8 protein-coding genes are annotated in these 13,547 nt (G+C 47.4%); 6 read left to right on the top strand and 2 right to left on the bottom strand.

Annotated features, from left to right (window positions below; genetic code table 11):
* Positions 1–68 precede the first annotated feature (68 nt).
* On the top strand, positions 69–509 hold the full coding sequence (locus tag BMZ54_RS03035) for a hypothetical protein (protein WP_089906663.1): 441 nt from the start codon (positions 69–71) through the stop codon (positions 507–509).
* Positions 510–680: 171 nt separating this feature from the next.
* Complete coding sequence (locus BMZ54_RS03030) at positions 681–1,448, top strand: UDP-2,3-diacylglucosamine diphosphatase (RefSeq protein ID WP_238386472.1); 768 nt, start codon at positions 681–683, stop codon at positions 1,446–1,448.
* A 100-nt stretch (positions 1,449–1,548) separates the two neighbouring features.
* Here BMZ54_RS03030 and recO read toward each other — a convergent pair whose 3' ends face one another.
* Both recO and porZ read right to left on the bottom strand, forming a co-directional pair.
* Entirely contained in the window at positions 1,549–2,286 is a 738-nt protein-coding gene (gene recO, locus BMZ54_RS03025; RefSeq protein WP_089906662.1) for a DNA repair protein RecO, read from the bottom strand.
* 98 nt (positions 2,287–2,384) lie between these two features.
* Positions 2,385–4,664 carry a type IX secretion system anionic LPS delivery protein PorZ gene (porZ, locus tag BMZ54_RS03020; protein ID WP_162277456.1) on the bottom strand — a complete coding sequence of 760 codons (2,280 nt, stop codon included), beginning with the start codon at positions 4,662–4,664 and terminating at the stop codon, positions 2,385–2,387.
* Between the two features lie 145 nt (positions 4,665–4,809).
* Here porZ and BMZ54_RS03015 point away from each other — a divergent pair, with 145 nt between their 5' ends.
* The 4 genes from BMZ54_RS03015 (at position 4,810) to BMZ54_RS03000 (ending at position 13,480) form a co-directional block, all read left to right on the top strand.
* Complete coding sequence (locus tag BMZ54_RS03015; RefSeq protein WP_089906660.1) at positions 4,810–7,212, top strand: efflux RND transporter permease subunit; 2,403 nt, start codon at positions 4,810–4,812, stop codon at positions 7,210–7,212.
* A gap of 270 nt (positions 7,213–7,482) precedes the next feature.
* Positions 7,483–8,166, top strand: a complete 684-nt coding sequence (locus BMZ54_RS03010) for a hypothetical protein (protein ID WP_089906659.1) — start codon at positions 7,483–7,485, stop codon at positions 8,164–8,166.
* A 605-nt stretch (positions 8,167–8,771) separates the two neighbouring features.
* Positions 8,772–12,002 carry a SusC/RagA family TonB-linked outer membrane protein gene (locus BMZ54_RS03005; protein WP_089906658.1) on the top strand — a complete coding sequence of 1,077 codons (3,231 nt, stop codon included), beginning with the start codon at positions 8,772–8,774 and terminating at the stop codon, positions 12,000–12,002.
* 26 nt (positions 12,003–12,028) lie between these two features.
* Positions 12,029–13,480: a SusD/RagB family nutrient-binding outer membrane lipoprotein gene (locus BMZ54_RS03000; protein WP_089906657.1), complete on the top strand. Its 1,452-nt coding sequence runs from the start codon at positions 12,029–12,031 to the stop codon at positions 13,478–13,480.
* The last annotated feature ends 67 nt before the right edge of the window (positions 13,481–13,547 follow it).

Genomic DNA, 13,547 nt, shown 5'->3' with positions numbered 1-13,547 from the left:
TAAGTAATCATACAACAGCGTCCTGGTAGCTTATCGGGACGCTGTTCTGTTAAGCATATTATCGATCTATGACGAAGGTCCTCATTGCGGCAGCCATCCTTTTTTCCCTGTTTTCCTGTAATGCAGGCGGTGGCGCTGACAGCAGCGAAACGGGCATGCTGGAAATTAAAGAACGCTGTGCAGTATTTTATACGCCTGGTCCGGGCAAGCTGCGCCAGCTGAAAGCTGATTTTGGCGCTAAGGATTTTGATGGTATTGTAGCCACCAACCAGCAGTACATGAACGAGGCCAGGGAATTCATTACTAAGCAGAAAGTAAAGATCATACCCACCAGTCAGTATAAGCTGCACTTTGTAAAACGCAATGGCGAAATATTTTCCATTGACCTGAACAAATCCAAGTATGCGTGGGAAGTATTTTTATTCAATGGTTTTGATGACCCGGTGAAGATTGACGTTACCAACGTTCAGGAAGAGTATCAAAACGCCAATATGGCCCCAGGTAATTAATAATGAAGAATTAATAATTCCGGCGGCATGTACTGCATAAAATATAACTTGCAAGCTTCAGCTACTGATTATTAATCATTCATTTATAATTCGGCGATAATGTATCACCTGATCATAACCTGAACAATTTCATCCATTGATTATTAATTATTAACTATTAATTGTTCATTCTTGCATCACATACTACTGCCTGTTAATAAAAGGATCTACTTCGCGTCTGACTTTCACCTGGGAGCACCCAATATGGCTGCCAGCCGGGAGAGAGAGAAGATCATTATAAAATGGCTGGATGAAATAGCGGAAGATGCACAGCATATTTTTTTAGTAGGCGACCTGTTTGATTTCTGGTTTGAATATAAGCAGGTGATCCCTAAAGGCTATACACGGCTGTTAGGCAAGCTGGCGGAATTATCGGATAAAGGCATTGGTATTTCCGTATTCATTGGCAACCATGATATGTGGATGAATGGTTACTTTGAAGATGAGCTGAGCATTCCCGTATACTTTGAGCCGCAAACCTATACTTTAGGCAGTAAACGTTTTTATATTGGCCATGGCGATGGATTAGGCCCTGGCGATCATGGTTATAAATTCCTGAAAAAAGTATTCCGTAACCCCGTATGCCGCTGGCTGTTTTCCGTGCTGCACCCTTCCTGGGGTATTGGGCTGGCCAATTACTTTAGCCGCAAAAGCCGTGCTGCTACCGGCGGAGAGCTGGAAAAGTTCTTAGGCGAGGAAAATGAATGGCTGGCCATTTACAGCAAAGAGATCTTACAAAAAGAGCATTTTGATTACTTCATTTATGGGCACCGCCATCTGCCGCTGGATCTGAAGGTAGGCCCTGACAGCCGCTATATTAACCTGGGCGACTGGATCAACTACTTCACCTACGCCGTGTTTGACGGGGAAACAACAGAGCTGAAGAAATATAGCTATTAGCCTTTGGCTATTAGCTTTTAGTACCTGATTTTTGTTGTTAAGTGGTTTACTTTATATAACGTACCGCGGCTAACAGCAAAAAGCTAATAGCTGGCTTTTCTCATGCATCCAGGATCTCGTGCAGTATAGAGGGGGAATGCAGCTCTGTAAAATCAGGCATGTGCAGCTTTAGAAAATCCAGGTAGGAATACAATAACTTTCTTCTCCGCTCCTTAGTCATGGCTATAGCGCCCAGCGCCTGCAGCTCCTGGCAGTGGAACAGCATGTCTGTAAGTTCACTGCTGGTATGGTCTAAGTGGTTAACATGATGCGGGGGCAGATCTACAAACGTACCTTCCTGCAGATCTAAGTAAGGCGTATATTCCGTACAGCGGCCATTGAGCCGGAACCCCAGCATTTCCGCCAGCTTCAGCGTAAAAAATAAAGGCAGGTTAGCAGCAACAGGCGGCTCGCTGCTGTCTAACAGCTGTAAGGCATGTTCTGCCAAATAATAAAGCTCCAGCTGTTGTTCCGGTTGTTTAAGGCAGCGCTGCAGCAGCTCTATTATGTACAATGCTACTGTGTTCTTTACCACGTTAAAATGCAGGGCGGTATAAATGTAACCGGATTTAAATTCTGAAATGCGCTGCAGGTTCTTTTGCTCCTGGTGGTATACCACCAGCTCCAGTATATTACCGGGCTGCAGCAGGTTGCCTTTGGCTGCCTGGGGTTTGGAGCTGCGCACGCCATTCACTATATAGGATTGAATGCCGAAAAGCTCTGTGAAAATATTTGCGATCACGCTGGTATCACCATACTTCACTACTCTTAATACTATGCCGCGTGTTTTGTGTAACATTTTTTAAGCTATTAGCCGTTAGCCGTTAGCTTTTAGCAGCGGCTACATAGCGCTAAATTTAACATAAATATACATAGCTAACCGCTAAAGGCTAAAAGCTAGTTTATAAACGCAATCTTTGTTACCAGGTGTTCAGCACCGGCATCGTCTGTTGCAAATACCAGGTAAATGCCGCTTTGCGGGCGGTGGCCTGTGTAGTCCTGCCCATTCCATACTGCCTGCCCGCCCTGGGCGCGGGTTTCAAATACCAGCCTGCCACTGATGTCGGTGATCTTTACCCGGGCATTTTGTACCAGTCCACGAATGGCAATGGTGCCGCTGTACTGGCTGGGCACGGGGTTGGGGAACACCAGCACACTATCTTTTTGCATACCGGGCGCACCTTCTGTAGCATTGGCCCGGTAAGATACCAGGCCTAAGCGGGTGGCAAAAAATACTTCGCCGGTGGTAGGGTTAATGGCAATTTTATTCACCGCGTTATCCGGCAGGGGACTGTTATCCGTACTAAAATGCAGCAGTATTTTTTCGCCGGCAGGGTTAATCAGCCATACGCCGTTCTGCGTGGCCACCCATTTCTGGTTAGCGCCATCAACAGCAATGGCGTTCACCTGCTCATCACGGAACAGGTAGCCGGCAAAATTATCCTGCTGTACAATAGGCAGGTAAGCGCTGCAGCCGGTGCTGAATACATTTTGTGCGCAGGGAAAAATGGCAATGCCCTGTGAGGTGCCCACCCATATCCAGCCATCTTTATCTTTTGCCAGGCAGCGTACGTCATTCGTAGGCAGGTTGCCCTGGGCCGCACCGCTGCGGTAAAACATCCAGTGGTCATCAGCCGTATTTGCCAGGTCGCTGCCGTGGTTAAATACAAACAGCCCGTTCTCCCGCGGGGAAATGATCCACTTCTGGTCGTAATCATCTATCAGTATATCACTTACCGCATTGGCGGTATGCGCATAGGGAATGCGGAAGCTGCTCCAGGTATTATCCGGTTTTTTTACCAGTACATCATTATACGCACCGTAAATGCTTACCCAAAGATTGCCGTTCAGATCCGTTGCCAGCCCGCTTACACGGCAGGCCAGCGGATCATCCAGCGCGCCGGGTAAGGTGGGCTGTTGAATAATGGAATGGCTGCCGGCCGCATCCAGCGCCAGCAGGCCTTTGCCAAAGGAGCCTATGTAACGGTTGCCGGCAGCATCGGCCGCAATGGGCAGCAGATCAGTAAGGGCATCCAGGTAAGGCTGTGTGCTGTAATTATAGTTATGCCACTCCTCGTTTTCAAATACAAAGTAACCATTACGGTTACCCGTAGCGGTCCAGCTGCTGCCTACTGCGCCGGCAGTGGCCCACAGGCTGTTGTTAATGAATAACAGGTTTCCGCCGGCAATAGCTGCGGGGGCATTGGGCGTAAGGCGGGTAAAAGCATTACCATCATATAGTAGCAGCCCGTTTTGCGCATCTGCTATCCAGATATCTGTACCCAGTGCAGTAGCCTGTGCCGGCGTTTTGATCAGCTCATTTTGTAAGGTGGCGGTAATGGCGGCATTGCCATCCAGGCTAAGTACGCGGGCAGCCTGTGTGGCAGGCTGTAATTCGCAGAGCAGCAGCTGGTTGCCGTTCAGGCTCAGGTTATTCAGCTGCCATCCGTCTGTATACCAGGGCGCCCAGCTGTTTTGCTGCCATTGGAAAAGACTATCGCCCTGCCGGCAAATAAGGCGGTTTGGGAGATACACAACCTCTTGCACAGCTGTGCCGCGCAGGCCCTGCGTGAAAGGTTCCCAGTTTTGGTAATTGGCTAAATTGCTGCCGCTAACCGGTGCGCGTTTAATGCCGCTGGCAGTGGCCGCGTAAAAATAAGCACCGTCTGTGGTAACGGCATAGGTAGCGGTGTAGGCGCCGTTGTCGCCAATAATGTAGGTATCTGCAATTTCCTGCTTAGCGGTATTTACCAGCACTATTCCAAAGCCGGTGCATAACCAGGCCAGGCCTTTATTAAAGAAAACACGGTGAATGGTTTTATCGCCCTGTATGTTCTTGCGCAAAATGTCGGGGATGTTAAAGATCTGCTCATTTTGAAGCAGGTCTACATTACCATTTTCATAAGCAATGATTACCAGGCCCTCATTGGCGCCGATGGCGCTGATCCCTGCATCGTGCAGGCCATTCAGCTTGGTATAGCGGGTAATGTCATGATCTTCAGCACTTACGGAAAACAGGTTGTAGGCGGTGGCGCAAAATACCTTATCAGTACCGCTTACCACCATTTGTGCCTGCGTATAGGGCAAATGTTCCCGCCAATGCCCTATAGGCACGGGTTGTGCCTGGCAAGGGTGCAGGCATAGCAATAAGAGAATGAGTAAAAGAACAGGGCGCATTATACGGTGCGGATTTGCAAATGTGCGAATGTGCAAATGTAAGCCTGATGACGTTATCATTAGCCAATTTGCAACACGGTCACACCAACAAATTAGTAAATTATTTATTTACCTTTACGCCATTTACAAAAATGAAAAATTCCTTATGTGGCAACGCTTAGCAGGTTGGGTGTTAAAGTTCCGCTTACCTTTATTGTTATTACTATTTGCCGGCACCGCAGTTATGGCGTATTATGCCAGCAAAGTACAGCTATCCTATGAATACGGCAGCGCCATACCAAGGGATAATCCTGAATTTATTACTTACCAGCATTTTCATGAGCAGTTTGGCGAAGATGGTAACATGATGGTATTGGGCGTGCAGAACAAAGATTTTTTTACACCGCAGTTCTTTAATGATTATGTGCAGCTGAATAAGGATATTAAAAAGGTTAGTGCAGTAGAGAACATACTGAGTGTACCCGCTGCCGTGAACCTGGTGAAGAATGACAGTACGCACAAGCTAATGGTGGTACAGGCATTCCCTGATCATGTAGCTGCCGCTGATATGGATAGCCTGGCAAATGTGTTCCGGTCCTTGCCTTTTTACCAGGGGCTGTTATATAATCCCGATACACATGCCTACCTGATGGCCATCCGCATTAATAAGGATGTGATGAACTCCGCCAAACGTATAGGCGTGGTAAGTGAGATCATGAGAATAGCCGATGCATTTGGCAAAAAGCATAACACGCAGGTGCGCCTGAGCGGCTTACCGCTTATCCGCACCATTATGGCCACCAAGGTAGCCGATGAAATGCGGCTGTTCCTGAAGCTTTCCTTTATACTTACAGCGCTGATATTACTGGCGTTCTTCCGCTCTTTCAGCGCAGTGTTGATGTCCATGATAGTAGTGGCTATTGGCGTAATATGGTCTGTAGCTACTATTGAATTATGCGGTTACAAGATCACGCTGCTAACCGCCTTAATTCCGCCCCTGATCGTGGTAATTGGCATTCCTAACTGTGTGTACTTTTTGAATAAGTACCATACGGAGTACGCGAAGAATAATAATAAAACAGAGGCCCTGGTGCGCATGATACAGCGCATGGGCATTGTAACCTTATTCACCAACATTACGGCGGCTATTGGCTTTGGTGTGTTTTACTTTACCAAAAGCCCGCTGCTGAAAGAGTTTGGCGTGGTAGCAGGATCGAACATTATGTTCATTTTCCTGATCTCCTTTATTTTCCTGCCGGCAGTACTCAGCTATTTACCGCCGCCTAAAACCAAGCATACCAGCTACCTGGAGAACCGTTCCTTTAAAGCGGTGCTGAACCTGTTAAATATCCTGGTGTTCAAATACCGTCCCTGGGTGTACCTGGTAACCCTGGTAATGGTGGTAATGGCAGTATTGGGCATGCTGCGCCTGCGGCCGGAAGCCTATATGCTGGATGATATTCCCAAGAGCGACCGTTTATATACTGACCTGAAATTTTTTGAGCAGAATTTCCGCGGGGTAATGCCGCTGGAGATCACTGTAGATACGAAAAAGAAGAACGGCGTAATAGGGCTGCAAACGTTGAACAAGCTGGATGAATTAACGCAGCTGATTGCCGCCCAGCCGGATTTTGCCCGCCCCCTGAGCGTGGCGGAAGGTATTAAATTTGCCAAGCAGGCCTACTACAATGGGGATAGCACCAATTACCGGATCCCCAACCAGTTTGACATTGGTTTCCTGGCTCCTTACCTGCGCATGAAAGGCGGTAACGGCAGCAACAGCAACTTTACCAAGCTGGTAGCCTCTTTTATGGACAGCACCCGGCAGGTAGCCCGCCTTAGTGTAAGCATGGCCGATGTAGGCTCCCGCAGGCTGCCTATACTGCTGGATTCCCTGAAACCGAAAGTGAACCAGATCTTTGATACCGCACAGTACAAAGTATCCTTTACCGGCACCAGTGTAATATTCCTGGAAGGCAGCCGCTTTATCATTAACGGGTTAATGGAAAGCGTGGTGCTGGCGTTTATACTTATTATCGGGTGTATGCTGTACCTGTTCCGCAGCTGGCGTATGCTGCTGATTTCCCTGATCCCCAATATTATTCCGCTGGCGGTAACGGCCGGTGTAATGGGCTGGGCGGGCATTGCACTGAAACCATCTACCGTACTGGTATTCAGTATAGCGCTGGGTATAGCCATTGATGTTACCATCCGTTTCCTGGTGAACTTTAAGCAGGAGCTGCCGCACCATGGTACAGATATATCTGCCACAGTAAGGCAAACCATTAATGAAACAGGGTTGAGCATTATTTACACTTCGCTGATCCTGTTTGCAGGGTTCATGATCTTTAGCTTCAGTGAGTTTGGCGGCACCAAATCACTGGGCTGGCTTACTTCCCTGACGCTGATAATGGCTATGATCACCAATCTTACCATTTTACCCGCCCTGTTATTGTGGATGGAAAAAGCGCTGGTAAAACAGGCGCGGCGAAAAGGAACCGCTGATCCGCTGGAAGAAGAAAAAGATATTGAAATTTCCAAGCTGGGATTAAATGATGCTAAAAAATAATTTAGCAGGTAGCTAAACAAGGACGGCTTGCTAAATCAAACACGTCCCGGGCTTGAGGGTCCGGGACGTGCTCATTTTAGCACTTGTTGCAACAAATAATACCCTTTCAGGATAACCTATTTGCCTAAAATAATCTAGTATACCACATTCATCCCACCCATTTAACCACTTGTATAAAAGGAGGCAACATACTTATTAAAAAGTAGGAGGTTTAGAGTGCCATTCTAACCTTCTTGTTCAATGAAAAACAGGTACTTAAAGGGCGCTCACTTGTCCGAGCGAAAATTTAAGGAGATCCTAAAGCTTTTCTCTGAAGATCTCACCGCTACCCAAATTGCCAACATCAGTGGGGTAAGCCGGGTAACTGTAAACAGTTACCTAAAAAAAATCCGTCAGCAAATAGCCAGGTACTGCGAGCAGCAACAGCCCGCAGAGCATGTGGTGAAACCGGTTATTAGTCCGCCGGAGCGTCGGGACCATTATGACTATCGTAATGGAAGCGATACTGCCGTAGCTGCCAAACCGGAAGTAAGCCGTGCTATCAAGCCTATTGTGTTCGGTATTTACCGGCATGCAGACCGTCTGCATACGGAGATATTACCGGATGTAAGCCGTGCTATGATCCATGCTATTGTAAGGGGCCGTTCTGTGCTGGAAACCTTCGGGACCGCAGAACGGTTGCGCCATTTCAATAATGTGGTGGATTTGGGCCATTACCGGCTGTACCGCTTGGAGCATACAACCATTGGGGACAGCAGCAACGGAATTGCTGCAGAGGATATTGATGCTTTCTGGGGTTTAACCAAGCATCGCTTAGCTAAATTCAAAGGTTTAAACCGTAATACGGTGTACCTGCATTTGAAAGAATGCGAGTTCCGGTATAACCACCGGAACGAGGAGCTGTATGAGGTTTTATTGAACCTGTTGAAAACGCATACGCTGAATCTATCCTGATAAGGTAAGCTTTTTAAGACGGAATGTTATGGAATAACCGTTGGTCGTTTGTGCCTGCACAATAATAGTGTGCCCGCGTTTTAGCAATTGACCCGGAGGACCGGTATGCCCCGTTGAAACATATGAAAAATTTTTTAAATCTGGATTATCTAGATTTAGATTTTGGTTGATGAGCGCAGGCGGTATTCCTATCGCTTGCTTATTTTTTTCTTAGCTTGATAAGAATGCAGCCATATATTTATCTTGTAGAATTTTCGATACATTGGCCTTTATATCAATTGATTACTAGATAGGATTTGGAATAATACGTTTGTTTTTTTACCATTTACCCGTTATAACATCTAAACCATTTTTTCAATCAACTTACCTTTGGGTTGTTAAAGAAATATTAAAACGGAAACAAGGAAACTTTGCTTATTGGAACGGGTAGTCAACCGTCGTTTTGCCATGCAAAACTGATACTGTTATTATTGTATATACCCTCGTCAAAGCAACCAAAAGAGAATTGTTATTAAGGAAGCCATTTTACACTAACGGGCACCGTAAGGGCCCGGGGGACTAACATTTTTTTACTTGACAAATCACCAACAAACTAAACAATGCTTATGAGGAAAAGTCTATTTCTTCTGCTGGCAGTGTTGTTCCTTGCCGGTCAGGCTTTTGCACAAAGCCGTACCGTAACAGGCAAGGTCACCTCAGCAGATGATGGTCAGCCGGTAATTGGCGCCGCCGTAATTGTAAAAGGCACCAGCACAGGTGCTGTAACTAACCCCGATGGTATCTACACCATTCAGGCGCCCGAAGGCGCTACACTTGTATTCCGGTCTGTAGGTATGAAAGACCAGGAGGTAGCGCTAAAAACATCCAACACAATAAACGTGGTATTGCAGGCGGATGTAACCCACCTTACAGAAACCGTGGTTACCGCTAATGCCATCCGGCGTGATAAAAGCTCACTAGGTTATGCCGCACCCACCCTTAAGAACGAAGACCTTACCAAAGCGCAGGTAAGCAGCCCACTGAATGCACTGGCCGGCAAGGTAGCCGGTGTAAATATTTCCAGCAGCGCGGCAGCGCCCGGCAGTTCCTCCAGGATAGTGATCCGCGGCGGTTCTTCCATTGCAGGTAATAACCAGGCGCTGATGGTGGTAGATGGCGTACCCATTGACAATACCGGTATTATTGGTAACAGCAATGGCCGCACTGGTGGTACCGATGCGCGCAGCTCAATAGATTTCGGCAACCGTGGTAATGACATTAACCCGGATGATATTGAATCTATAACGGTGTTGAAAGGCCCTGCTGCCGCTTCATTGTACGGATCACGCGCATCCAATGGCGCCCTGGTCATTACTACCAAAACCGGTAAAAAGCTGAATGGTAAAAAGAATGAGGTTACGTTTAACAGCTCCGTTACTTTCTCCAACGTATTAAAGCTGCCGGAGCTTCAGAATGAATATGGACAAGGTGGTGAAGGTGAACCTGACCCCCGTGAGAACTTTAGCTGGGGACCCAAGTTTGACGGCCAGGAAAAAGAATGGGGACAATCCATTAACGGTGTACGTCTGAAAAAACCTTATGTAGCACAACCTGATAACGTAAAGAATTTCTTTGAGCTGGGTAAGGCTTTCAATAATAACATAGCGCTTTCCGGCGCCGGTGAAAAAACTACTTATTACCTGTCATTAAACAGCCTGAATGCCAATGGTGTAATGCCCGGCAACTCTGATAAGTACAATAAGTACGGCGTGCGTTTTAACGGTAGTGCACAATTGAATAATAAATTCACTACCAGCGTATCCGTTAACTACACCAAAATTAACAGCAACATGATACAGGGCGGGCAGGGCCCCGGCTCTGTATACGACAACGTAATACAAACCCCACGGGATATTCCGCTGGATAAAATGAGCGACCTGAATAACCCGTACTATGGTATGGGTGGCATTTTTGATGCAGATGGCAATGAGCAGTACGGCTACTATGGCGCTTATACCACCAGCCCTTATTTTTTGCTGAAGAATTACCGCAACATTAATGATGTGGACCGTGTAACCGGCAACTTTACCATTGCCTATAAACCATTGGAATGGCTGGATATTACGGAAAGATTGGGGGGGGATATTTATTCTGACCGCCGCCAGTTCAAATATCCCAAGTACAGCGTAATACCGGCAGATGATGCAGGCAACTATTCTGCAGATGCTAACATTAACAGCAGCACCGGCAAGTACGAGCTGGACCAGTATAACCTGAGTGAAATTACGCATGACCTGATGGTAACTGCCAGGAAGCAGTTTAACCCGGACTTTAACGCTTCCTTAATGGTAGGCCATAACGTACGTATGCGCAATTTCACCACCCTGGAAACGCAAACCAACCAGGCTAATGGGTTGGTAATACCCGGCTGGTACAGCCTGGATAACAGTAACGGTCCTGTATATACGTTTGATGAACGCCAGACACGGCGCCTGGTGGGTTTATATGGTGAGCTGAACCTGGATTACCGGCATATGTTGTATGTAGGATTTACGGCCCGTAACGACTGGTCATCTACCCTGCCTCCCGGACGTAATTCATTTTTCTATCCCAGTGTGAACGGTTCATTTGTGTTTACAGAGCTAATGCAGGGCAGTGCGTTTACGCATATACTGAACTATGGTAAGCTGCGCGCCAGCTGGGCACAGGTAGGTAATGATGCCAATCCTTACCTGCTGCGCTCCTACTACCGTAAAACAGATATTGCCGGCGGGTTTGGTAACACCACCTTCCCATTTAATGGCGTACCCGGTTTTACTGTAGACAACCAGATCGGCAACCCGGATCTGAAGCCTGAAATTACAACTGCCTTTGAAATAGGTACGGAGCTGAATTTCCTGGATAACCGTTTGTCCGTTGACTTCTCTTACTACCGCAACCGCTCTAAAGACCAGATACTGCCGGTGCCTATTGCGCCTACTACCGGTTATGCCTTTAAGGTACTGAACACCGGCCTGGTAGAAAATAAAGGAATAGAGGTGAGCCTGCGTGGCACGCCTATCCGCACCGCATCCGGATTTACGCTGGAACTGTATGGCACTTACACCAAGAATGACAATATGGTGCTGGATATTGCCGGTGGTGTAGACCAGGTAATACTGGGCGGCGTAAGCGGTATGAGCATAGTAGCTGCCAAAGGCAGACCTTATGGTACTTTTTATGCGCAGGATATTAAGCGCGACCCACAGGGCCATGTGATCATTAGCCCGGAAGACGGGATGCCCCTGTTAACAGATCAGGCAGTATACCTGGGTTCTTTTAATCCCAAGTATATGGCTTCTGCCGGGGCTAACCTTTCTTACAAAGGGTTTAGCTTTGGTATATTGTTCGATACAAAGCAGGGCAACAAATTTTACTCCCGCACCAAAGACATCATGGATTTTGTAGGCACTGCGCCTGAAACCGTAGTGGGTGGCCGTGATCCGCAGATATGGGCTAACTCCGTATACGAAAGTGAACCGGGTAAGTATAGTGCTAATACGCAATACACCTATTCCCCGCAGGATTGGTTTACCAATAAAATTCCTGCAGGTCAGCATATAGTGGATGGTTCTTATGTGCGGCTGCGTGAAGTAAGTCTCAGCTACCGCCTGCCTGCCAGCCTGCTGAACAGAACTCCGTTCGGCGGCGCATCCATTGGCATATTCGGCAACAACCTGGCTTTATGGACTGCTAAGGAAAATGTGTATGCAGATCCTGAAGTAAACTCCGGCGGCGCCACCAACCAGCAAGGTTTTGACTACACTGCACAACCTTCCCTGAGAAATTTTGGCGCTAACCTGAAGATCACTTTCTAAGTTTTAAAAGCTAAAGACAATCAAACATGAAATGGATAAATAACAGTTATATAAAAAAATCAGTAGCTGGTATGCTGGCAGTACTGGCATTATCTACATCCGGCTGTAAAAAGTTCCTGGATGTAAATGATAACCCTAACCTGCCGGAGCAGGCGGATGTGCCGCTGATATTACCTTCCGCACAAGCAGCTATTGCCCATGTACTGGGGAATCACTTCCAGATCTACGGTAGTATCTGGGGCCAGTACTGGACACAGTCGCCGTATTCTTCCCAGTATAAAGCCATTGATCAATACCAGCCCAACTCCGCTAACTTTGACCGGCCCTGGGGTATTTTGTATAATGATGCCATGCAGGATCTGCAGGTGATCAGCAAGCAAGGGAATATAGAAAAGTACAAGCAATATGCAGCTATAGCCTATATCCTGAAAGGGTTCGATTACCAGGTGATCACCGATGCTTTTGGAGATGTGCCGCTGACGGATGCGCTGATGGGAGATGCAAACCTGAACCCTCACTATAACACGCAGCAGGAAGTGTATGACAGCATCTTTAAGTACATTGGCCAGGGGCAGGCGCTGATCAATAACAACTCCGATTTTTTACCGGGCAATGAAGACCTGATCTTTGGCGGTGATATGGACCAATGGGAAGCATTTGCCAACACGCTGAAGCTGCGTGCCTACCTGCGCTTGTCAGAAAGGGATTCTGTAAAAGCAAAAGCCGGTATTGCCGCATTAGCCGGTAAATCATTCCTGGCAGCAGATGCGAAGATTAATTATGTGGCTACGGGCGGCAACCAAAACCCGCTCTATGCTGAAGTGCTGGGTTTAGGGTTAACGCAAAACCTGGTGGCCAGCGCCACCTGCGTAAATGCCATGCTGGCGCTGCACGACCCGCGCGTAAGTAAGTTCTACAGGCCGGTACCGGCTACAGGGATTGTAAACCCTATACCGCAGGGCAGTTATAATACTACGCCTACTGCTACTATTTCCACCCCTTCATACGTGGTAGCAGCAAGGGCTAATGATCCCAACTCTGCGTTGGCGCCTGTAAAGCTGATCTCTGCAGCGGAAAGTTATTTCCTGCAGGCGGAAGCTGCCGCCCGTGGCTGGTTGGGAGGCAATGCACTGGCTTTATACCAGCAGGGTATTACCGCCAGCTTTACGTCCTATGCAATTACACCAGGTACTTACATTACGGATGTAGCAGCGCAGTGGCCCGCTGACAGAACAGCGCAGATCAAGGCCATTATTACGCAAAAGTATTTTGCCATGTGCGGTAACCAGGGCTTTGAGGCATGGACGGAATGGCGCCGTACCGGCTATCCTGACTTCTTTGTACAGTCAGAAGCTTCTAACCTGGGCAATGGCCTGTACCCTGAAAGAATGTTATACCCGAATACAGAGATCACGCGGAATAGTAACTTCCCGGGATTAAAAATGTTAACAGAACGGGTGTGGTGGGATGTGAAATAGCATAATATTCATAGAAACAGAAAGGCTGCTCGGATACGGCAGCCTTTCTCATTTTCTAAAATAAGTT

The organism is Chitinophaga rupis (genome assembly GCF_900109685.1).
Lineage (GTDB): Bacteria > Bacteroidota > Bacteroidia > Chitinophagales > Chitinophagaceae > Chitinophaga > Chitinophaga rupis.
This window is presented reverse-complemented; position numbering and strand designations above follow the sequence as displayed.

Coding starts and splice junctions, on each gene's coding strand:
- BMZ54_RS03035 (WP_089906663.1), top strand. CDS start 69: ATGACGAAGGTCCTCATTGCGGCAGCCATCCTTTTTTCCCTGTTTTCC.
- porZ (WP_162277456.1), bottom strand. CDS start 4,664: ATGCGCCCTGTTCTTTTACTCATTCTCTTATTGCTATGCCTGCACCCT.
- BMZ54_RS03015 (WP_089906660.1), top strand. CDS start 4,810: ATGTGGCAACGCTTAGCAGGTTGGGTGTTAAAGTTCCGCTTACCTTTA.
- BMZ54_RS03000 (WP_089906657.1), top strand. CDS start 12,029: ATGAAATGGATAAATAACAGTTATATAAAAAAATCAGTAGCTGGTATG.
- recO (WP_089906662.1), bottom strand. CDS start 2,286: ATGTTACACAAAACACGCGGCATAGTATTAAGAGTAGTGAAGTATGGT.
- BMZ54_RS03005 (WP_089906658.1), top strand. CDS start 8,772: ATGAGGAAAAGTCTATTTCTTCTGCTGGCAGTGTTGTTCCTTGCCGGT.